We start from the raw sequence: 19,047 nt of genomic DNA, 5'->3' as shown, positions 1-19,047 counted from the left end.
CATGGCCAAGCTGACCGAGATCGAACTGCAGGTCATGTGGAACCGCCTCATCGCGGTGGTGGAGGAACAGGCGCAGGTGCTGCTGCGCACCGCCTTCTCGCCCATCGTGCGCGAGGCGGGCGACCTCTCCGCCGGTGTCTTCGACCGCGAGGGCAACATGCTGGCGCAGGCGGTGACCGGCACGCCCGGCCACGTCAATTCTATGGCCGAGAGCGTCAAGCACTTCATCAAGGCCTTCCCCGTCGAGTCGATGAAGCCGGGCGACATCTACGTCACCAACGACCCCTGGATGGGCACCGGCCACCTCAACGACTTCGTGCTGACAACGCCGGCCTTCCACCGCGGTAAGCTCGTGGGCCTGTTCTCCTGCACCAGCCACATCATGGACATCGGCGGCATCGGCTTCGGGCCTGATGGCACCGACGTCTTCATGGAAGGGCTCTACATCCCCCTGCTGAAGCTTGCCGACCAGGGCAAGCTCAACGAGACGCTGATGGCGATGATCCGCGCCAATACGCGCCTGCCCATCGACACGGAGGGCGATGTCTATTCGCTCGCCGCCTGCAACGATGTCGGTTGCCAGCGCCTCTCGGAGATGATGGAGGAGTTCGGACTGAAGGACCTCGACGTTCTATCGAAGCATATCCTGTCGCGCTCCAAGGCGGCGGTGCTCGAGGCGATTGCCGGCCTGCCGAAGGGCAGGTGGTCCAACAGCATGACGGTGGACGGCTACGACGAGCCGGTGACGCTGGCCTGCACCGTGGAGGTGACCAAGGCCGGCATCCATGTCGACTATACCGGCACGGGCGCCGCCTCGAAGCGCGGCATCAACGTGCCGCTCGCCTACACCACCGCCTACACCGTCTTCGGCCTCGCCTGTATCGTCGGCAAGGAGATCCCGAACAATGCGGGGTCCTTGAGCCCGCTCACCGTCTCGGCACCGCCCGACACGATCGTCAACGCGCTCAAACCCAAGCCGGTCGCCTCCCGCCACATCATCGGCCAGATGCTCCCGGACGTGGTCTTCGGCGCGCTGCGCCAGGCCATCCCCGAGCGGGTGCCGGCTGAAGGCACGTCCTGCCTGTGGAACCTCAATGTGCGCGGCCAGACCGACGAGGAGGGGCTCGGCAATTACGGGTTCATGATGGCGGTGACCTCGAACGGGGGCACCGGCGCCCGGCCGATGAAGGACGGGCTGTCGGCCACCGCCTACCCTTCAGGCGTCAAGGGCACGCCGGTGGAGATCGCCGAATCCATCACGCCGCTGATCTTCTGGCGCAAGGAATTCCGTGTCGATTCCGGCGGCGCCGGCACGACGCGCGGCGGCCTTGGCCAGGTCATCGAGGTTGGTAGCCGCATCGGCAAGCCCTTTGATCTGCTCGCTGCCTATGACCGCATCGACCATCCGCCGCGCGGCCGCGACGGCGGCAAGAACGGCGCGGCCGGCGCGGTGGCGCTGAAATCCGGGAAGGTGCTGAAGGGCAAGGGTTTCCAGCTCATTCCGCCCGACGACCGTCTGGTGGTGATGACGCCCGGCGGCGGCGGCATCGGCGATCCGGTGAAGCGCGACCGCAAGGCCGTCGAGAAGGATGTCGCCGAGGGGCTGGTCACGCCGAAGGGCGCGAAGGTCTACGGCGCCTGAGGGGTAGTGCGGGCGCCCAGGCGCTCGCGAATCTGCCGGACGAGACCGCCGAGCGGCTCGAAGGTGAAGGTGACCTCGGCGAGACCCGCCGGCACCTCGACCGCACGAACAATGCCGAAGGCGCGGCGGATCGGTACCTCGCGGCCGTTCACGGTCGCGGTCCACCAGGGATGCCAGGCATCGGCGAGGACAAGGACGCCGCCTTCGGTGCTGCGCGCCTCGATCCGGACGGTATCGTTGCCATAGGCGAGGATGCGCGCCGTGCCGCCGGCCGAGCGCGGTCGCGGCACGGGTCCTTCCAGCAGCACGGTGCGGCGCGGGTCGAGCCCGGCCGAAACGCCTGATGTCGCGAGGTCGGCGGGGGTCTCCATCGCGGTCGGCGCGATCCAGACACGGGGCAGGGCGCGCCGGTTCTCGTAGACGCGGATGTCGCCGGCGCTGCCGGCGAGCGGGAAATCGGCCTCGCGCGCGCGATGATCCACCGCGCTCAACGGGCCGCGGGTCACGATGAAGCGCAGGCCGAGAATGTCGGCGAGATCAGAGCGATAGGACGGGAAAGCGGGCGGGAAGCGACGCTGGTTCGGCAAGGCCGCGATGTCCTCGGCGCCGACGAGATTGGCGTAGGCCGCCGAGCGCACGGGATTGAAGCCGAGCATGTCTTCGAGGTCGTGAGACAACGCGGCGTTCTGCCATTCATAGCCAAGCCCGATGAGCTCGACGCGGTCACGCCGCTCGCCGTCACGCACGGTGAGACGGCGGATGAGGGCGAGGGCCGGATCGTCGGCGCCGTGGGTGAGGATGGCGTAGCTCGCCGGGGGCAGGGCCGTGGATTCGCTCGGGCCATTGGTGAGGCGCAGGTCTGCTGTGAGCACGATGGCGAGCAGCGCCGTCACGGCGACAGGTGGAATCCGCCGGGCGAGCCCGAGCAGAAGCAGGCTCACGCCAATGGAGGCTGCGGCTGTGGCGAGGGCCACCCATGCCGAGGCTGGCGCACCCTTGGCGACGATCAGCGCGCTTGCCGCCGTGACGAGCCCTGCTGATGCGAGAGCCTCCCACCGCCACGTCGTGGCGAGCGTGCCGGTGAGGAGCCGGTGCGCGCCATAGCCGGCGAGGATGGCGAAGAGGCCGCCGATGACGAAGACCGCATCGGCGGGACGGCGGAAGAGATCGACGCCCGGCAGATGCCAGAAGCCGCGAAAGGCCGGCGTGTACCAGCCGAGCGCATAGAGCAGCATCACCGCGAGGGCGAGCGTGACGAAACGAATCTCGCGGTCGAAGGCCGCGCCGGTGCGGATGAGGCCGAGAGCCAGGAGGAGCGGCAGGGCGCCCGCATAGAGCACGCCCATGTTGCGGGCGAAGAAGAGGCCGGTATCGCCCCAGGTCGGGCTTGGTGGACCCCAGTGCTCCATGAGCGGTCCGGCGGCGCCGTAGAGATTGCCCACGGCCCAGGTGAGCAGCGAGGCTGGGTGGAGCGAGCCGCGGCCCGCGCCGATCTCGTCGATGACCACGCGGTTCGATTCCGCCCCCCACAGCGCCGACATGAGCACGGGGATGGCGACGACGGCGGTGCCGACCAGCGTGGCGGCGATCAGCGGGCCGAGGCTCTTCGCGAAGGTCCGCAGCTTGTTCTCGGCCGACACCCAATGGACGACGACCGTCGCGCTAAGGAGATAGGCGATCAGCATCGCCACCTGGTCGCGGCCGAGGACCATGAGGCCGGCGACGAGGCCCGCCGCAAGGCCGTAGGACATGGAGCTACGGCGCAGGGCGCGGTCGAGCAGCCACCAGGCGATCGGCCACCAGCACAGGGAGAAGAGTTGGCTGAGATGCTGGATGCGCCAGCTCGCCGCTGCGCCGAAGGCGAAGGCGAGCGCGGCAATGACCGCGCCACCCCAGTGCCAGCCGCGGTCACGGAAGAGCAGGATAAGGCCCGTGCCACCGGCGAAGAGCATGGCGAAGACGGCGATATCCATCGCCTGGAGGCCGGGCCGTGGCAGAAGCGCGGCCACCGCCATCAGCGGCGCAATGAACAGGACTGATTGGGGATCCGCGATCTCGGGCGAGCCCACGAAAATGTTCGGTGTCCAGGACACCCCAAGGCCACCATGGATGGCGCGCGCCGCGAAGACGAGATGCGGATACCAGTGGGCCTTGGCGTCCCAGGGGATTGTCACGGCGCCGGAGAGCCAGGGCCAGCCGAGGACCAGCCAGCCGGCCGCGAAGAGCAGCAGGGCGGCGGTGAGGCGAAAGGGCGCGGGCGGGGCAAGGGGCATGGACGGCGCCGGTGGGTGAGACAGGGTCTTAGCCCAGCCTCCCCGGCGCCGCCAGTCTTCGAGACATCAGGTCCCGGCGGTCACTTGCGCGAGACGAGGCTCGCCAGAAGCGCGTCGGCGTCGATGGCGTGACCGGCGCGGTCCCGCTTCGAAGTCAGATAACGCACGTTCTCGTCGGTCGCGCGGCCGATGACGCGGCGCTCCGCATGAACCTCGATCCCCGCCTCGGTCATGGCGGCGATCTTCACGGGATTGTTGGTCATCACGTCGATCGAGCGAATGCCGAGCTGCTTCAGCATCTCGGCGGCGAAGTCGAAGCGGCGCTGGTCGAGGTCGAAGCCGAGGACCTCGTCGGCGTCATAGGTGTCCCAGCCCTGCGACTGCAGGCGATAGGCCCGCATCTTGTTGGCGATGCCGTTGCCGCGGCCTTCCTGGTCCAGATAGAGCAGGATGCCGGAGCCGTTGCGCGCCATCCACTGGACGGTGTCGCGCAGCTGGTCGCCGCAATCGCACTTCAGCGACCCGAAAAGGTCACCGGTGAGGCAGGCCGAGTGCAGACGCACCGGCACGGGCTTGGCCGGATCGACCTTGCCGATGACAATGGCGACCTGGTCGCGCAGGCCCTCGCCACCGCGGAAAACGACGAAATCGGTCTCCGGCGCGCCTTCCAGCGGCACCGGCGCGCGGCCGACGATGCGGATCGCCTTCGCCTCGAGACGGCGGTAGGCCATGACGCCGTCGACATCGACGGCAAGCAGGTGGGCCGGCACGGCATCGGCCGGCACCGGGACCATCACGACAGCCGGGACGACCAGCGCGAGACGGGCGAGTTCAAGCGCTGCCTCGTCGATGTCGTCGACGGGGGAAACCGGCGCGTCGATGCGGGACTCGATCGTCAGGGCGAGGGCTTCGATACGGGCAGCAGCGATCTGCGGCAGCGCGACACGCGCGGGCTGGGTACGATCGAGACCGAGGCGGCGGAGGCGCGCGGCCGGAAGGAGAAGATGCGGCATGGCCGTGCCGAGCGCGACGGCGGCTTCGGCAGAAGCGATATCGATGCCGTCGACGCCGTAGGCGATGACCGCGCGGTCACCATGCCGGACGACGACGGGGCGGCTCGCCCGCATCTCGGAAATGGCCCGCTCGACCTGGGCCCGGACGATATCGGCGTCGCTGCCGAGAATTCCGGAAGTTACCATTGTCAGATTGGGCCTCTCATGCCCTGGTTCGCGACAGGCCGTGCATTCGGCCGACGACACGATCCATGTATGTACCATCTCGCCCTTTTGGATCAGGCGAGCCTAAAAAATCGTCCGACTTCATCGTGGCAGCAATCGGGCCGGATGTCTCCTCGTCCGATCTTGGGAGGTTACCGGATCGTGGCCGCCGCAAGCCGCCCCTTGCGAGGCCGGCGCCAGCCGCCCATGATCCGCCCCACCGGCAGGAGGTCGCCATGGCGCAGTCCGACGTCTATTCCACGCCGCATCGCATCGTCCACTGGATCACCGCCGCCCTGATCATCGGACTCGTGCCGGTGGGGATGTTCATGGCGAGCATTCCCTATCCACCCAATCCCGGCGCCAATCCGGCGCTGAAGGACAGCCTCTACGAGTGGCACAAGTCCTTCGGCCTCATCGTGCTGCTGCTGGCGATCGCGCGCGTAGCCCTCAAGGTCACGCAGGGGACGCCGCCGCCTGAGGCGAGCCTGACGCGGTTCCAGCGCGCGGCCTCGGCGGCCGTCCACCACCTGCTCTACCTCTTGATCTTCCTCGTGCCGTTCACCGGCTGGCTGCCGACCTCGATGTGCTACGGGCCGGTCAACCTGTTCTGGACGATCGACGTGACGCTGCCCTTCCGCGGTGCGGAGGCGACCTGCAGCGCGATCTACAAGGTTCATCTCGGCGGGGCACTGCTGATGAGCGCCCTCGTGCTGGTGCATGTCGGCGCCGCGCTGATGCACCTCGTCGTCATCAAGGACGGCGTGTTCCGGCGAATGTGGGGCTGAGAAGCCCTGAAAAGGCAATGGCGGGCCCGGCGATACACGCGTCGGACCCGCCACCTGAATTCATTTCCTGACTGCTGGCCTCAGTGGACCGAGGACCCCTTCAGACGCTCGATCTGGTCCTTGAGAAGCAGCTTCCGGCGCTTCAACGCAGCGATTTCCTCATCCGCTGCCGACGGTCGGGCGACAATGGCCGCCAGTTCCCGGTCGAGCGCTTCGTGGCGCTTCACGAGTTCCGCGAGATGCGACTGCAGGCTCATCCACTCCTCCTTCTGACAGAGAACGCCGACAGCCTCGGAAAAAGTCCGAAACGCATCGGACGGAAGTCGAGTGTGGACCTGTCGACGGCAAAGTAAAATCACGCTGTGTTACGGCCGGCAGAGTTTGGCACCGCCTTGCCGATCCACGCCCGCGGGCGGCATAATGGTGCGAGGCGACGGGGTCCCTGGCCGTCGGCAGAGCATGCGGTCACGATCATGGCATCCGGCGAAATCGACGAGAGCGAGGTCCTCAGCGAGCTTGACCGGCTGAGGCAGGAGCACCGTGATCTCGACGCCGCCATCGACGCGCTCGCCCGGATGCAGGTCGCCGACCGCCTGCAGATCCAGCGGCTGAAGAAGCGCAAGCTCGTTCTGCGCGACCGGATCGCCTATCTCGAAGACCTGCTGACCCCCGACATCATCGCCTGAGGCGGGTGGTCAGGCAGGCCCCAAACCCCTCCACCAAGGTCGCAGCCGGGCCATCTTGCCCGCCGCGCCGGGTCTGCCTATTCTCCGGCGCTTCTTTCTGGATGCCGTCGGTCCCCGACGCGCGGGGGAGGCGTCGATGCCGGGAACGGCCGCGAACGGGATGAAGCCCGTCGCCATCATCATGGGCTCGCAGTCCGACTGGGCGACCATGCGCCATGCCGCCGAGGTTCTCGACGGGCTCGGCGTCGGCTTCGAGGCGCGGATCGTCTCGGCCCATCGCACTCCCGACCGGCTCTACAGCTTCGCCAAATCGGCACGCGACAACGGGTTCAAGATCATCATCGCCGGTGCCGGTGGCGCCGCCCATCTGCCCGGCATGGCGGCGGCGCTAACGCCGCTGCCGGTCTTCGGCGTGCCGGTGGAGAGCAAGGCGCTCTCTGGCGTCGATTCGCTCCATTCCATCGTCCAGATGCCGGGCGGCATTCCCGTCGGCACGCTCGCCATCGGCAAGCCGGGCGCGATCAATGCCGCGCTGCTGGCGGCCGCCGTGCTGGCGCTGAACGATCCGGCGCTCGCCGACCGCCTCGACGCCTATCGCGCCCGCCAGACGGCGGCGATCGCGGAGCATCCCCGTGACGATATCTGATCGTTCGGTCGGGCCGGACCAGATCATCGGCATTCTCGGTGGCGGACAGCTCGGGCGCATGCTGGCGCTTGCTGGCGCCCGGCTCGGCCTACGCTGCCAGATCTATGCGCCGGAGCCGGAAAGCCCGGCCTTCGACGTCGTCCGCCGCATCACCGAGGCCGACTATTCCGACGAGATGGCGCTGGCGCGCTTTGCCGAGGACGTCGACATCGTCACCTACGAGTTCGAGAACGTCCCGGCCAAGGCCGCCGATTTCCTATCGAGCCGCCTGTCGGTGCGGCCCGGCCCGATGGCGCTGACCGTGTCGCAGGACCGGGTGATCGAGAAGAGCTTCGCGCGCGACTGCGGCATCGACGTGCCGGATTTCGCCGCCATCGACAGCGTGGCGGACCTCGCTGCGGCGCTCCAGCGGATCGGCCTGTCGGCAGTGCTGAAGACCCGCCGCTTCGGCTATGACGGCAAGGGCCAGGTGGTGATGCGCGAGGGTGATGATCCCGCGAAGGCTCTCGCTGCTATCGGCAATCAGCCCGCCATTCTCGAAGCCTTCGTGCCCTTCGAGCGCGAAATCTCCATCCTCATCGTCCGCGGCCATGATGGCGAGATCCGCCATTACGACCCGGTCGAGAACGTCCACCGCGCCGGGATCTTGCGCACCTCGACGGTGCCGGCTTCCATCGACGTGTCTCTTGCTGCCAAGGCTGCGCTGGTCGGCACGGTCCTCGCCCAGAAGCTCGATTATGTCGGTGTGCTGGCGGTGGAGCTCTTCGTCACCGCAGACGGCCGGCTGCTGCTCAACGAGATGGCGCCGCGCGTCCACAATTCCGGACACTGGACGGAAGCGGCCTGCCATTGCTCGCAATTCGAGAACCACATGCGGGCAGTTGCCGGCCTGCCGCTCGGCTCGACGCTCCGGCATTCCGATGCGGTGATGCACAATCTCATCGGCGCCGATGTCGAGGACTGGCGGCGGATCGCGGCGGAAGAAGGCGCGGTGCTCCATCTCTACGGCAAGCGCGACCAGCGCGACGGCCGCAAGATGGGCCACCTGACGCGCCTGTCGCCGCTCAGCCGAAGCTGAGCAGGATCGCGACGCCCACGACGATGAGCGCGATGGCGAGGCCGTCGCGCGGACTGGTCGCCTGCTTGATGATCGCGCCCGAGACCAGGCCGGCGAAGATCACCTCGACCAGCGCGAGGGTGCGGACCTTCGCCACCGTCTCCAGCGCGAAGGCGAGGAACCAGAACTGCGAGGCGAAGGCGCCGAGGAAGCCGGCGACCAGCGACGGCCGCCAGGCCTTCAGGATCGCGAGGAGGCCGGCGCGGTCCGCCACCGCCAGATAGGCGGTCAGCACCGCCGTCTGCAGGGCGAGGCCGACAGCGAGCGTCGTCGTCGCGGCCATGACGAAGCTCGGCGTGTCGAGCGTGCGGATGCCGCCGCGAAAGCCCACCGCCGCCATGCCGAACAGCGCCGCCGATACGAGGCCGAGGAGGGCCGGGCGCAGCGACTGCTGCGTCCCGGGCTTCCACGACATCAGCAGGATGCCCGATGTGGCGACGAGGATGGCGAGCCAGGCGGTGAGACTGAGGTGGTCGCCGAGCAGCACAACGCCGAACAGGGCCACGAGGACCGGCTCGGTCTTGGTGTAGGCGGTGGTGACGACGAAGGACCGCTCGCGCATCGCGGCCAGCATCAGCGCGGTCGCGCCGATTTGGGAGAGGGCGCCGAACAGGGTCCATGCCAGGAAGGTGCCGGAGATGGACGGCGCCGGGGCCGGGACGGTGGCGTGGACAAGGCCAAGGAAGACTATGGCGAAGGGCAGGCCATAGAGAAAGCGCACATGGGTGGCCCCGATCGTGCCGAGCCGCTCGGTCAGGCTGCGCTGCATGGCGTTGCGCGCGGTCTGCGCGGCGGCGGCGATGACGGTGAAGACCGCCCAGAGCCAGGGCATGACGAGCATCGGTCCCCTCCCGGTGTCCCGCTATTGGGACGGGGAGCGGCGATGGGTCAATCGGCGGCCTTGCAGGTCTGGGCTGTCGGGCTCAGCGCACGCCGGCCTGGCGGATGGCGGTGACGCAGCCGTCCGACAGCTGTGACTGGTTGGTACGCAGGCAGGCCGAGACGCGCGCCGAATCGGTGCCCGCATTGGGGCACTTGGCGTCGAGGTCGGGCTTGCAGGCGCGGTAGATGCTCATCCGCTGCGAGAAGGAGAGGTTCTCGTTCTGGGCAGCAGAAGGAGAACTGGCGCATGCGGCGATGACAAAGGCGGCGAGCAGGCGGGTCATGGCTGATCCTCCGGGCTGAGCGGAAAGGCATCGCCCCAGCCGAGCCTTCGCGTCAAGCGGTGGGTTTCGCGGTCACGGCTCGGCACGGTTGTGCCAAGCGCGCCACGAGGCGTGCAGAGAGCGAAGTCGGTCCCGGCCTTGCCGGTGCGCGGTGGCCGCAGGATCCGTGCCCCGGCCGGCGTGACGGCGACGCCGGGTTTCGCCACGACGAGATAGCTGAATGGCTCGTCCTCGAAGGGCACATCGGCGCCCTTGGCCGCCTTGTGGGCGCGAAGCCGCGGTAGCCGCACCGAGAAATGGCACCAGTCCGGCGCGATGGCCGGGCACGTGCTTTCGCCGGGGCAGGGGGCGGCGATGCGGGCACCGGCGCTCACCAGCGCCGACCGGGCCGCCGCGAGGCCGGCGAACCCGTTCGGCGTCCCGGGCTCGACAAGCACGAGAAGCTGGCCGGCGAGGCCATAGAGGCGCGCCGCGGTCCTCGCCGCCTCGGCGGGGATGACCTCGTTCAGGGCATAGCTCGCGATGACGATATCGGCCGCGGCGGTGACGTCTGCGAAGCCGCCCCGGCGCCAATCCGCGGCCACGAGGGCAGGAGGGCCCGAGCGGGCGAGGTCGCGGCCGAGCGCAATCATGCCGGGATGGGCGTCGATCAGCGTGACGGCGCCGAGCTCCGGAAAGGCTTCGGTCACGGCCCAGGCGGCGGTGCCGGGCCCGCAGCCGATGTCGAGAAGCGTGTGTGGCATCGCGTCGGTCCGCTCGCGCGCCTGCGCGAGGGCGCTGGCGCAGGCCGCGTAGGTCGCCGGCATCCGTGCCGTGGCATAGGCCGCGACATCGACGGGCGAGGGCAGGCGCGAGCCCCGCCCGGCCTTGTAGTCCTCCGTCAGCCGCCGGCTTGCCGCCGCGAGGTCACGGCCGGGAAAACGCCCGGCGAGATCCTCGAGGGCGGCGCGCAGGGCTGGCGGGAGGGCCGGGCTCAATCCTGCACCGGCACCGTGTAGTTGAGGCCGAGCCGGCCGCCATCGGCATAGATGGTCTGGCCGGTGATGTAGCTCGACGCGTCCGAGGCGAGGAACACCGCGACCTTGGCGATCTCGTCGGGATCGCCAAGGCGGCGCAGCGGCGTGCGAGAGAACAGCCGGTGGCGGGCGGCCTTGTCGGTGTTGACGCTGGCCAGCATCTCGGTCGCGATGGAGCCCGGTCCGATGGCGTTGACGCGGATGCCGTGCTCGGAGAGGCCCAGCGCCATGACATTGGTGAGCTGGCTGACGCCGCCCTTCGAGACGCAGTAGGGGATCTGGTTGATGATGGCGAGCCGGGCATTGACCGAGCTCATGTTGACAATGGCGCCCGGCGCCTTGCCGGCCTTCACCTGCTCGACCATGCGCTTCGCCACCGCCTGTCCGACGAGGAAGGAACCCTTCAGGTTCACCCGCAGTACCTTGTCGAAATCGGCCTCGGCGAGGTCGAGGAACTCGGCGGAATGGACGATGCCGGCATTGTTGATCAGCACGTCAATGTCGCCGCCAAAGGCCTTGCGGGCGCCCTCGATGAGGTTCGCCACCGAGGCGGCATCGCCGACATCGGCCTGAACGAAGGCGGCCTTGCCGGTCCTGGCGATCTCGGCAGTGGTGGCCGCACCCATGGCCGCGTCGATGTCGGAGAGCACCACGCTCGCGCCCTCGGCGGCGAAGCGCTGGGCAATGGCCTTGCCGATGCCGCGTCCGGCGCCGGTGATGATCGCGACCTTGCCGTCAAGTGCGCCCATGATGATCTCCTTCGTTCAGCTGTCCCCGGGTTCTAGATCACCGGCGCCACTGCGGGGAAGGGGCAGGACTGCGGGGGAGGCGCGCGATCCCTCGCGCGCAGGCGGAGGCCGTGGCAGGGTGAGCCCATGCCGACGATCCTCGCTTCGCCCCTCGTGTTCGCCCTTGCCGCCGTGGCCGAAATTGCCGGTTGCTTCGCCGTCTGGTCGGTGGTGCGGCTGGGACGGCCGGTCGTCTGGCTCATACCGGGGCTCGCCGCGCTGGCGCTCTTCGCCTGGCTGCTGACGCTGGCCGAGGCGAGCGCCGCCGGCCGAGCCTATGCCACCTATGGCGGCATCTACATCGCCGCCTCGCTCGCCTGGCTCTGGCTGGTCGAAGGCCAGCGGCCCGACCGCTGGGACGTGACGGGCGCCGCCATTTGCCTCGTGGGCGCGGCGGTGATCCTTCTTGGACCGCGGGACTGACGGGGTCAGACCTTTTCCAGCGGGCGATGCGGTCCCTCGGGCAGCGTCACGACGATGGCATCGCCGACCGTGATGTCGCCGCCCTCCAGCACGATACCCATGACCCCGGCCTTGCGGATGAGGTTGCCCTCGCTGTCGCGGTCGAGGGTCGCCTGCATCAGGCCGTCCTGGAAGCGGTCCATCTGGATGCAGGGATTGCGCAGGCCGGTCAGTTCGATCAACGCGCCGCCGATGGCGAGGTGCGCGCCGGTCGGCAGGCCGAGAAGGTCGATGCCTGATGTTGTGACGTTCTCGCCAAGTTCGCCGGGGCGGACGGTGAAGCCTTTGGCGGCCAGTTCATCGAAGAGCTCGGCGTGGATGAGGTGGACCTGGCGGAGATTGGGCAGGGTCGGGTTGAAGCGGGCGCGGGAGCGGTGCTTCACCGTGACACCGCGATGGGCGTCCCCCTCGACCCCTTCGCCGGCGATGAGGCGAATGCGCTCCGTCGTTTCCTTGGAGAAGCGGTGGCGACGGTCGAGGCTGACCGAGATCACGCGGGCCATGGGCGTCCTCCCTTGCCGCCCTTCTGCCGGAGGCGGGGCAGCCTGTCACGGCCGGCGACCTGCGCGGCGCATCTGCGCTGGCAGACGTGGACGGGAGCGACGCCACGCCCTAGGACGGCCGGATGCGCCCGACCCTGCTCATCGACCTCGACGGCACCATGACCGATCCCGCACCGGGGATCATCGGCTCCTTCCGCAAGGCGCTGGTCGATCTCGGCCATGAGCCACCGCCTTTCGACAGCCTTGGCTGGATCATCGGCCCGGCCCTGCGCCTGTCCTTCCCGCGGGTGATGGGGGAGGGCGCGGATCCGGAAGCGGCGGTCGCGCGCTACCGCGTCCACTATGGCGCCGGCGGCATGTATGACCTCACCGTCTATGACGGCATGGTCGAGGCACTGGCGACCCTCCGCGACCACGCGGACCGCATGTTCGTCTGCACCGCCAAGCCCGAGCCTTACGCCGTGCCGATCCTCGAACGCTTCGGCCTCGCCGGCTTCTTCGACGGTATCTATGGGGCGGCGCTGGACGGCAGCCTCGACGACAAGGCGGACATCATCGCCAAGATCATCGCCGAGCGCGGCGTCGATCCCGCCCGCAGCGTGATGATCGGCGACCGCAAGCACGACATCCTCGCCGCCCGCCGGCACGCTATGGCCTCCATCGGGGTTACCTGGGGCTATGGTGGGGCGGAGGAGCTGACGGAGGCCGGCGCAAGCGTGCTGTGCGCGCGGCCGCAGGAGCTGGCGGGCGAGGTTGCGCGGCTCGTCGCCTGAGCCTGGCGAACCCCGCCGCGGCTTGCGCTCGCCCGTCTGATCGTGTAGTGCCCCGCCCATTCCACACGCGGACCCGCGGCTGAGGACGATTGTCCTTTGCCGCTCCGGTGGTGACGGATCCCCATCGGGGTCGGCCATTGTCCGCGGAGGCACAACCGGAGAAGACTTATGGCGCTGCCCGATTTCAGCATGCGTCAGCTTTTGGAAGCTGGCTGCCACTTTGGCCATCAGGCCCATCGCTGGAACCCGAAGATGAACCAGTACATCTTCGGCGTCCGCAACAACATTCACATCCTCGACCTCGCCCAGACCGTGCCGATGCTGCACCGCGCGCTCGTCGCCGTGTCCGACACGGTGGCCAAGGGCGGCCGCGTGCTCTTCGTCGGCACCAAGCGCCAGGCGCAGGAGTCGATCGCCGCGGGTGCCAAGCAGTGCGCCCAGTACTATGTGAACTCCCGCTGGCTCGGCGGCACGCTGACCAACTGGAAGACCGTTTCGGGCTCGATCTCGCGCCTGCGTAAGCTGGACGAGGCCCTGGGTTCGGGCGGCGCCGGCTACACCAAGAAGGAAGCCCTCACGCTCGCTCGTGAGAAGGACAAGCTCGAGCGCGCCCTTGGCGGCATCAAGGACATGGGCGGCGTTCCCGACCTGATGTTCGTGATCGACACCAACAAGGAGGCTATCGCCATCCTTGAGGCCCGTCGCCTCGGCATCCCGGTCGTCGCCATCGTCGACACCAACTGCGATCCGGATGGCATCACCTATCCGATCCCGGGCAATGACGATGCCGGCCGCGCCATCACCCTCTATTGCGACCTGATCGCCCGCGCCGCCATCGACGGCATCGGCCGCGCCCAGGGTTCGTCGGGCATGGACCTCGGCGCCTCCGAGAAGCCGATGATCGAGGAGCTGCCGGTGGCTGCCTCCCCCGCCGGCGTCGAGCGTCTCGCCGGCCCGCGCGGCCCGGCCGACGAGCTCATCAAGCTGACCGGCGTGTCGCCGGACATCGAGAAGCAGCTCAACGACCTCGGCATCTTCCACTTCTGGCAGGTTGCGGCCTTCACCCCGTCGGACGCCGCCGAGATCGGCGACAGCGTTGGCCTGCCGGGCCGCGTCCAGGGCTGGATCGACCAGGCCAAGACCCTGGTCGACGCCGAAGCCGCCTGATCGGCCACCCCGCGTCATCTGCCTGACACGAAAGACGTGTCCGGCAGGGATCGGTTTTTGAGTTCCGGCCGGTTCGCTCCCGCGGACCGGCCGTTTCCCATCCCCACTTTCAATTCGAGGACGGACCCATGGCGAACATCACCGCCCAGATGGTCAAGGAACTGCGCGAGATGACCGGCGCAGGCATGATGGACTGCAAGTCGGCCCTGAACGAGACCAACGGCGACATCGAGGCGGCCGTCGACCTGCTGCGCAAGAAGGGCCTCTCCAAGGCCGCCAAGAAGGCCGGCCGCGTCGCCGCTGAGGGCCTCGTCGGCATCTTCACCGAGGGCACCAAGGCCGCCGTGGTCGAGGTCAACTCGGAGACCGACTTCGTTGCCCGCAACGACCACTTCCAGGGCCTGGTGAAGCTCATCGCCCATGTGGCGCTGAAGACCGGCGACAATGTCGACGCGATCCTCGCCGCGCCCGCCACCTCCGGCGGCACGGTGGCAGATGCCATCGCGTCGTCGATCGCCACGATCGGTGAGAACCAGTCACTGCGTCGCGCCTCGGTGCTGTCGGTGACCGACGGCGTCGTCGGCAGCTACGTCCACAACGCCATCGATCCGGGCCTCGGCAAGATCGGCGTGCTGGTGGCGCTCGAGTCGACCGGCGACAAGGCCGAGCTCGCCGCTCTCGGCCGCATGGTGGCGATGCATGTCGCCGCCGCGAGCCCGCTCGCCCTCGACGCTGCCGGCCTCGATCCGGCCGTCGTTGCCCGTGAGAAGGCGATCCTCGCCGAGAAGAACGCCGGCAAGCCCGAGAACGTCATCGCCAAGATCGTCGAGTCGGGCATCAAGACCTACGCCAAGGAGGTCTGCCTCCTCGACCAGCTCTACATCCATGACGGCGGCAAGACCGTTGCCCAGGCCGTCAAGGAGGCCGAGGGCAAGGTCGGCGCGCCGATCAAGCTGACGGCCTTCACCCGCTTCGCGCTCGGCGAGGGCATCGAGAAGGCGGAGAACGACTTCGCCGCCGAGGTCGCCGCCCAGGCCGGTATCAAGGCCTGAGGCCTTCCGTCACAGGGATTTTGAAAAGGGGCGGGCGACCGCCCCTTTTTGTTACGTGCGGTCAGGCGGCGAGGGCGTCCTCGACGTCGCGCAGCCGGTCCTTGCCGAAAAAGATCTCGCGCCCGACGAAGAAGGTCGGCGCACCAAAGCTGCCGCGGCCGACCGACGCCTCGGTATTTGCCATGAGGCCCGCCTTCACGTCGGCGGCCTGTGTCGCTTCCAGGATGGCTGCACCGTCGAAACCCGACGCGTCCATCGCCGCCTTGAACACTGCCGGGTCATCCATCTTCTTCGGCTCCTCCCACATGTGGTGGAAGCCCGCCTCGACGTAAGGGGCGAGCCGCCCCTCCTTCTCCATGGCGACCGCGCCGCGCATCAGCAGCAGCGTGTTGACGGGAAAGAACGGGTTCATCGTGAAGCGGTTGAGCTTGTGCTTGGCGATGAAGCGGGCGATTTCCAGCCGCTCATAGGCGAGCTTGTTCTTGACCCCCGAAAAGGCCTCGAAGGGCGAACGGTTGTTGGTCGCTTTGAAGATGCCGCCCAGCAGCACCGGCACATAGCGGATGCTGCCCCCCGTCCGCGCTACGATCCCGGGCAGGACCTTGTGGGCGAAATAGGCATTCGGGCTGCCGAAATCGAAATGGAACTCGACGACCTTCGGTCCGCTCAGGGGCATCGTCACGTCGTCCTGTGTCATGGGCTGCATCACCATGTCTCCCTGTAGGGCCGAATGTCGAGTTCGTGGGTCCACGCATCGCGCGGCTGGGCGTGGAGTTGCCAATAGGTCTCGGCGATGGAGGCCGGGTTCATCAGCTCGTCCGGGGCGACCTCGTCGGAGCCTGTGCGCTGGCGCCTCAGTTCGCGGACGAAGGCAGTGTCGACCCCGGCGTCGATGACGAGATGGGCAACGTGGATGTTCTGCGGCCCGAGTTCCCGCGCCATGCTCTGCGCCACGGCCCTCAGGCCCGCCTTGGCGCTGGCGAAGGCGGCAAATCCCGATCCGCCGCGCAGGCTGGCCGTTGCGCCGGTGAAGAAGATCGAGCCGGCGCCGCGTGGCACCATGATGCGCGCCGCCTCTCGCCCCGTGAGGAATCCGGCATAGCAGGCCATCTCCCAGACCTTGCGGAAGACCCGTTCGGTCGTGTCGCGGATGGGGAAGCGGACATTGCCGCCGACATTGAAGATGCAGGCGGCCAGCGGCGCCTCGGCATCGGCCGCGTCGAGGAAGGCCGCGACCTCGTCCTCGCGCCGCGCATCGAGCGCGTGGCCGATGGCCCGCCCTCCGGCCGTCGTGATCTCCTCGACGAGGGGCGCGAGCCTGTCGCCGTTGCGACGGCCGAGGACGACGGTGTATCCGCCGGCGGCGAAACGTCGGGCAATGGCGGCGCCAATATGGTCGCCCGCTCCGATGATGGCGACGGTGGCGGGGGTCTTGGGCATGCAGGCCTCCTCGGCGGATCGGAAGCCTATGTCGTGTATCTGCACTATGCCAAGATCGGCCATTGGAGGGGACGGGCAGGGGACATTGGCGGTTCCAGCGGGCGCGCCCATTTGCGCAGGCGGGACATTGCGCTAAACGGGCTGCCGCAATGCCCCCGCGGGGCCCTACGAATCGGGAGGACGCCATGGCCGGCCGAGGCTACAGGCGCGCGCTGGTCAAGGTGTCCGGCGAGGCGCTCGCAGGGGACCAGGAATTCGGCTTCGATCCGAAGACCGTCCGTGCCGTGGCCGAGGACCTCATCGCCGCGGCGAAGGCCGGCACTGAAATCGTCGTGGTGGTCGGTGGCGGCAACATCTTCCGCGGCAAGCAGATTGCCGGGATCGGCCTCGGCCGCGTCGATGCCGATGCCATCGGGCGACTGGCGACGGTCATGAACGCCATCGCGCTGGCCGGCCAGATCAACGCCCTCGGTCATCCGGCGGTCGCGATGTCGGCCGAGCCGGTGCCGGAGGCGCTTGACGTCTACACGGTGCGCCACGCGCTGGCCCACATCGCCGCGGGACGCATCCTCGTCCTCGGCGGCGGTATCGGAGTGCCGCTTCTGACGACCGACACGACCGCCACCATGCGGGCGGTCGAGCTCGGCTGCGACGTCGTGCTCAAGGGCACCAATGTCGACGGCATTTATTCGGCGGACCCCAAGAAGGACGCCTCGGCGGTGCGCTATGATGCGCTGACCGCCGACGAGGCGATCGCCCGCGACCTCAAGGTCATGGATACCGCCGCCTTCGCGCTTGCCCGGGAGAACCGACTTCCGATAATCGTCTTCTCCCTCGACGCCCCCGGCGCCGTGGCTTCGGTGCTGGCCGGCGAGGCCCGCTGCACCCTCGTCACCGCCTGACGGCGACCCTTCTTTCCCGCGGAACCCCGCGCAAGACCCAAGAGGCGTACCCCATGGCCGCGTCCCCAACCTTCGAACTCGCCGACATCACGCGGCGGATGCAGAGCTCCATCGCATCGTTCAAGCACGAACTCGGCACGCTGCGCACCGGCCGCGCCTCGCCGAACCTGCTCGATCCGATCCAGGTCGAGGCCTATGGCCAGACCATGCATGTCAACCAGGTGGCGACCGTGAGCGTGCCGGAGCCGCGGCTTCTGTCGGTTCAGGTCTGGGACCGCTCCATGGTCGGCCCGGTCGAGAAGGCCATCCGCGAGTCGAGCCTTGGCCTCAATCCGCAGACCGAGGGCCAGGTCATCCGCCTGCGCATCCCCGAGCTCACCCAGGATCGCCGCAAGGAGATGGTGAAGGTCGCGCACAAATATGCGGAGGGCGCGCGCGTCGCGATCCGTCACATCCGCCGCGACGGCATGGACATCCTGAAGGCCAAGGAGAAGGACCATTCGATGAGCGAGGACGAGCATGTCCGCGCCTCGGACCAGGTCCAGAAGGAGACCGACAAGCACATCGCCGAGGTCGATCAGCTCGTCGCGCAGAAGGAAAAAGAAATCATGACGGTTTGAGCCCCGGGCCGGTCATGACGATGGCGGACCGACAAGGACTGGCGCAGAACACCGGGGCAGCGGCCGCAGCGGCGCCCGCCGCCCTGCCGCGCCATATCGCCATCATCATGGACGGCAACGGGCGCTGGGCCACCCAGCGAGGCCTGCCGCGCGTCGAGGGCCATCGGCGCGGCGTCGAGGCGCTGCGCCGCACGCTCAAGGCGGCCCGCGACATCGGCATCGAGATCGTCACGGTCTATTCGTTCTCCTCGGAAAACTGGTCGCGGCCGCCGGCGGAGGTCTCGGCCCTGATGGGCCTGCTGAAGCGCTTCATCCGCAACGATCTCGCCGAACTGCACGAGGCCAATGTTCGCGTGCTGATCGCCGGTGACCGCACGGCCCTCGATCCGGAGATCCGCGCCCTTCTCGTCGAGGCCGAGGCACTCACCGCCCGGAACCTTGGTCAGACCCTTATTGTCGCCTTCAACTACGGCTCCCGCCAGGAGATCGCCGCCGCCGCGCGGACGCTTGCCGAGGAGGTCGCCCGCGGCGAGCGGACGCCGCAGAGCATCACGCCCGAGGCGATCGAGGCGCGGCTCAACACCGCAGGCATTCCGGATCCCGACCTCGTCATCCGCACTTCCGGCGAGATGCGCCTGTCGAACTTCCTGATGTGGCAGGCGGCCTATGCCGAGCTCATCTTCCAGCCGGTCCTCTGGCCCGATTACGGCCGCGAGGCGCTCGAGGAGGCGCTGGCCGAATATGGACGCCGCGAGCGCCGCTATGGCGGCCTCGCCGCGGGCCGCTGAC

The 19,047-nt window shown here is 68.5% G+C and carries 22 protein-coding genes; 12 read left to right on the top strand and 10 right to left on the bottom strand.

Features of this window, described 5'->3' with window-relative positions:
- Position 1 precedes the first annotated feature (1 nt).
- A complete protein-coding gene (locus tag O9344_RS15840; protein WP_298479378.1) occupies positions 2 to 1,642 on the top strand; it encodes a hydantoinase B/oxoprolinase family protein in 1,641 nt (546 codons plus the stop codon).
- Here the strand turns inward: O9344_RS15840 and O9344_RS15835 are convergent.
- Positions 1,630 to 3,915, bottom strand: coding sequence for a hypothetical protein (locus O9344_RS15835; protein WP_298479375.1), 2,286 nt, complete (start codon positions 3,913 to 3,915; stop codon positions 1,630 to 1,632). The two genes, O9344_RS15840 and O9344_RS15835, sit on opposite strands and share 13 nt — an antisense overlap.
- Before the next feature lie 80 nt (positions 3,916 to 3,995).
- Positions 3,996 to 5,114, bottom strand: a complete 1,119-nt coding sequence (gene ribA, locus O9344_RS15830) for a GTP cyclohydrolase II RibA (RefSeq protein WP_298479372.1) — start codon at positions 5,112 to 5,114, stop codon at positions 3,996 to 3,998.
- Positions 5,115 to 5,368: 254 nt separating this feature from the next.
- Here ribA and O9344_RS15825 point away from each other — a divergent pair, with 254 nt between their 5' ends.
- Positions 5,369 to 5,920, top strand: coding sequence for a cytochrome b (locus tag O9344_RS15825; RefSeq protein WP_298479369.1), 552 nt, complete (start codon positions 5,369 to 5,371; stop codon positions 5,918 to 5,920).
- An 80-nt stretch (positions 5,921 to 6,000) separates the two neighbouring features.
- On the opposite strand, the gene O9344_RS15820 is transcribed toward O9344_RS15825, so the two are convergent.
- The gene (locus O9344_RS15820; protein ID WP_108176882.1) at positions 6,001 to 6,177 is read right to left on the bottom strand and encodes a DUF465 domain-containing protein; all 177 of its coding nucleotides are present in this window, start codon (positions 6,175 to 6,177) and stop codon (positions 6,001 to 6,003) included.
- 216 nt (positions 6,178 to 6,393) lie between these two features.
- Between O9344_RS15820 and O9344_RS15815 the strand changes: the two genes are divergently transcribed.
- The 3 genes from O9344_RS15815 to O9344_RS15805 all read left to right on the top strand — a co-directional run bounded on the left by O9344_RS15815 (position 6,394) and on the right by O9344_RS15805 (position 8,330).
- Positions 6,394 to 6,606 carry a DUF465 domain-containing protein gene (locus O9344_RS15815; protein ID WP_108176880.1) on the top strand — a complete coding sequence of 71 codons (213 nt, stop codon included), beginning with the start codon at positions 6,394 to 6,396 and terminating at the stop codon, positions 6,604 to 6,606.
- Between the two features lie 136 nt (positions 6,607 to 6,742).
- Entirely contained in the window at positions 6,743 to 7,252 is a 510-nt protein-coding gene (purE, locus tag O9344_RS15810; RefSeq protein ID WP_298479363.1) for a 5-(carboxyamino)imidazole ribonucleotide mutase, read from the top strand.
- Positions 7,239 to 8,330, top strand: a complete 1,092-nt coding sequence (locus O9344_RS15805; RefSeq protein ID WP_363321945.1) for a 5-(carboxyamino)imidazole ribonucleotide synthase — start codon at positions 7,239 to 7,241, stop codon at positions 8,328 to 8,330. Before purE ends, O9344_RS15805 begins: the two co-directional genes overlap by 14 nt.
- Here the strand turns inward: O9344_RS15805 and O9344_RS15800 are convergent.
- The 4 genes from O9344_RS15800 to O9344_RS15785 form a co-directional block, all read right to left on the bottom strand.
- Positions 8,317 to 9,210, bottom strand: a complete 894-nt coding sequence (locus O9344_RS15800; RefSeq protein WP_298479360.1) for a DMT family transporter — start codon at positions 9,208 to 9,210, stop codon at positions 8,317 to 8,319. The genes O9344_RS15805 and O9344_RS15800 overlap by 14 nt on opposite strands.
- An 82-nt stretch (positions 9,211 to 9,292) precedes the next feature.
- On the bottom strand, positions 9,293 to 9,535 hold the full coding sequence (locus O9344_RS15795) for a cysteine rich repeat-containing protein (protein ID WP_298479357.1): 243 nt from the start codon (positions 9,533 to 9,535) through the stop codon (positions 9,293 to 9,295).
- Complete coding sequence (locus tag O9344_RS15790; RefSeq protein WP_298479354.1) at positions 9,532 to 10,512, bottom strand: small ribosomal subunit Rsm22 family protein; 981 nt, start codon at positions 10,510 to 10,512, stop codon at positions 9,532 to 9,534. The genes O9344_RS15795 and O9344_RS15790 overlap by 4 nt, the downstream gene beginning before the upstream one ends.
- A complete protein-coding gene (locus O9344_RS15785; protein ID WP_298479351.1) occupies positions 10,509 to 11,300 on the bottom strand; it encodes an SDR family NAD(P)-dependent oxidoreductase in 792 nt (263 codons plus the stop codon). The genes O9344_RS15790 and O9344_RS15785 overlap by 4 nt, the downstream gene beginning before the upstream one ends.
- A 126-nt stretch (positions 11,301 to 11,426) precedes the next feature.
- Between O9344_RS15785 and O9344_RS15780 the strand changes: the two genes are divergently transcribed.
- Positions 11,427 to 11,762: a YnfA family protein gene (locus O9344_RS15780; protein WP_298479348.1), complete on the top strand. Its 336-nt coding sequence runs from the start codon at positions 11,427 to 11,429 to the stop codon at positions 11,760 to 11,762.
- Between the two features lie 5 nt (positions 11,763 to 11,767).
- On the opposite strand, the gene O9344_RS15775 is transcribed toward O9344_RS15780, so the two are convergent.
- Entirely contained in the window at positions 11,768 to 12,304 is a 537-nt protein-coding gene (locus tag O9344_RS15775) for an MOSC domain-containing protein (RefSeq protein ID WP_298479345.1), read from the bottom strand.
- Positions 12,305 to 12,426: 122 nt separating this feature from the next.
- Here O9344_RS15775 and O9344_RS15770 point away from each other — a divergent pair, with 122 nt between their 5' ends.
- The 3 genes from O9344_RS15770 to tsf all read left to right on the top strand — a co-directional run bounded on the left by O9344_RS15770 (position 12,427) and on the right by tsf (position 15,296).
- Positions 12,427 to 13,077, top strand: a complete 651-nt coding sequence (locus O9344_RS15770) for an HAD hydrolase-like protein (protein ID WP_298479342.1) — start codon at positions 12,427 to 12,429, stop codon at positions 13,075 to 13,077.
- Positions 13,078 to 13,245: 168 nt separating this feature from the next.
- Positions 13,246 to 14,244 (top strand): 30S ribosomal protein S2, encoded by a 999-nt coding sequence (locus O9344_RS15765; RefSeq protein WP_298479339.1) that lies wholly within the window; start codon positions 13,246 to 13,248, stop codon positions 14,242 to 14,244.
- Between the two features lie 128 nt (positions 14,245 to 14,372).
- Positions 14,373 to 15,296: a translation elongation factor Ts gene (gene tsf / locus O9344_RS15760; RefSeq protein ID WP_298479336.1), complete on the top strand. Its 924-nt coding sequence runs from the start codon at positions 14,373 to 14,375 to the stop codon at positions 15,294 to 15,296.
- 61 nt (positions 15,297 to 15,357) lie between these two features.
- Here tsf and O9344_RS15755 read toward each other — a convergent pair whose 3' ends face one another.
- A complete protein-coding gene (locus O9344_RS15755) occupies positions 15,358 to 16,002 on the bottom strand; it encodes a 2-hydroxychromene-2-carboxylate isomerase (protein WP_298479333.1) in 645 nt (214 codons plus the stop codon).
- Positions 16,002 to 16,736 carry an SDR family NAD(P)-dependent oxidoreductase gene (locus tag O9344_RS15750; RefSeq protein ID WP_298479329.1) on the bottom strand — a complete coding sequence of 245 codons (735 nt, stop codon included), beginning with the start codon at positions 16,734 to 16,736 and terminating at the stop codon, positions 16,002 to 16,004. The genes O9344_RS15755 and O9344_RS15750 overlap by 1 nt, the downstream gene beginning before the upstream one ends.
- Before the next feature lie 185 nt (positions 16,737 to 16,921).
- Here O9344_RS15750 and pyrH point away from each other — a divergent pair, with 185 nt between their 5' ends.
- Genes pyrH through O9344_RS15735 form a run of 3 tightly spaced genes read left to right on the top strand, consistent with a single transcriptional unit; the run spans position 16,922 to position 19,046 of the window.
- The gene (gene pyrH, locus O9344_RS15745; protein ID WP_298479326.1) at positions 16,922 to 17,638 is read left to right on the top strand and encodes a UMP kinase; all 717 of its coding nucleotides are present in this window, start codon (positions 16,922 to 16,924) and stop codon (positions 17,636 to 17,638) included.
- Positions 17,639 to 17,691: 53 nt separating this feature from the next.
- Entirely contained in the window at positions 17,692 to 18,258 is a 567-nt protein-coding gene (gene frr / locus O9344_RS15740; protein ID WP_298479323.1) for a ribosome recycling factor, read from the top strand.
- Positions 18,259 to 18,278: 20 nt separating this feature from the next.
- A complete protein-coding gene (locus O9344_RS15735; protein ID WP_298479320.1) occupies positions 18,279 to 19,046 on the top strand; it encodes an isoprenyl transferase in 768 nt (255 codons plus the stop codon).
- Position 19,047: the final 1 nt, after the last annotated feature.

Origin of the sequence: Phreatobacter sp. (assembly GCF_027532945.1) — a bacterium.
In the GTDB taxonomy this organism is placed as follows: Bacteria; Pseudomonadota; Alphaproteobacteria; order Rhizobiales; family Phreatobacteraceae; genus Phreatobacter.
This window is presented reverse-complemented; position numbering and strand designations above follow the sequence as displayed.

Bases quoted from the DNA above. Each gene is read 5' to 3' on its own strand.
- O9344_RS15840 (WP_298479378.1), top strand. From the start codon at position 2: ATGGCCAAGCTGACCGAGATCGAACTGCAGGTCATGTGGAACCGCCTC.
- O9344_RS15835 (WP_298479375.1), bottom strand. From the start codon at position 3,915: ATGCCCCTTGCCCCGCCCGCGCCCTTTCGCCTCACCGCCGCCCTGCTG.
- ribA (WP_298479372.1), bottom strand. From the start codon at position 5,114: ATGGTAACTTCCGGAATTCTCGGCAGCGACGCCGATATCGTCCGGGCC.
- O9344_RS15825 (WP_298479369.1), top strand. From the start codon at position 5,369: ATGGCGCAGTCCGACGTCTATTCCACGCCGCATCGCATCGTCCACTGG.
- O9344_RS15820 (WP_108176882.1), bottom strand. From the start codon at position 6,177: ATGAGCCTGCAGTCGCATCTCGCGGAACTCGTGAAGCGCCACGAAGCG.
- O9344_RS15815 (WP_108176880.1), top strand. From the start codon at position 6,394: ATGGCATCCGGCGAAATCGACGAGAGCGAGGTCCTCAGCGAGCTTGAC.
- purE (WP_298479363.1), top strand. From the start codon at position 6,743: ATGCCGGGAACGGCCGCGAACGGGATGAAGCCCGTCGCCATCATCATG.
- O9344_RS15800 (WP_298479360.1), bottom strand. From the start codon at position 9,210: ATGCTCGTCATGCCCTGGCTCTGGGCGGTCTTCACCGTCATCGCCGCC.
- O9344_RS15795 (WP_298479357.1), bottom strand. From the start codon at position 9,535: ATGACCCGCCTGCTCGCCGCCTTTGTCATCGCCGCATGCGCCAGTTCT.
- O9344_RS15785 (WP_298479351.1), bottom strand. From the start codon at position 11,300: ATGGGCGCACTTGACGGCAAGGTCGCGATCATCACCGGCGCCGGACGC.
- O9344_RS15780 (WP_298479348.1), top strand. From the start codon at position 11,427: ATGCCGACGATCCTCGCTTCGCCCCTCGTGTTCGCCCTTGCCGCCGTG.
- O9344_RS15775 (WP_298479345.1), bottom strand. From the start codon at position 12,304: ATGGCCCGCGTGATCTCGGTCAGCCTCGACCGTCGCCACCGCTTCTCC.
- O9344_RS15770 (WP_298479342.1), top strand. From the start codon at position 12,427: ATGCGCCCGACCCTGCTCATCGACCTCGACGGCACCATGACCGATCCC.
- O9344_RS15765 (WP_298479339.1), top strand. From the start codon at position 13,246: ATGGCGCTGCCCGATTTCAGCATGCGTCAGCTTTTGGAAGCTGGCTGC.
- tsf (WP_298479336.1), top strand. From the start codon at position 14,373: ATGGCGAACATCACCGCCCAGATGGTCAAGGAACTGCGCGAGATGACC.
- O9344_RS15755 (WP_298479333.1), bottom strand. From the start codon at position 16,002: ATGCAGCCCATGACACAGGACGACGTGACGATGCCCCTGAGCGGACCG.
- O9344_RS15750 (WP_298479329.1), bottom strand. From the start codon at position 16,736: ATGCCCAAGACCCCCGCCACCGTCGCCATCATCGGAGCGGGCGACCAT.
- pyrH (WP_298479326.1), top strand. From the start codon at position 16,922: ATGGCCGGCCGAGGCTACAGGCGCGCGCTGGTCAAGGTGTCCGGCGAG.
- frr (WP_298479323.1), top strand. From the start codon at position 17,692: ATGGCCGCGTCCCCAACCTTCGAACTCGCCGACATCACGCGGCGGATG.
- O9344_RS15735 (WP_298479320.1), top strand. From the start codon at position 18,279: ATGGCGGACCGACAAGGACTGGCGCAGAACACCGGGGCAGCGGCCGCA.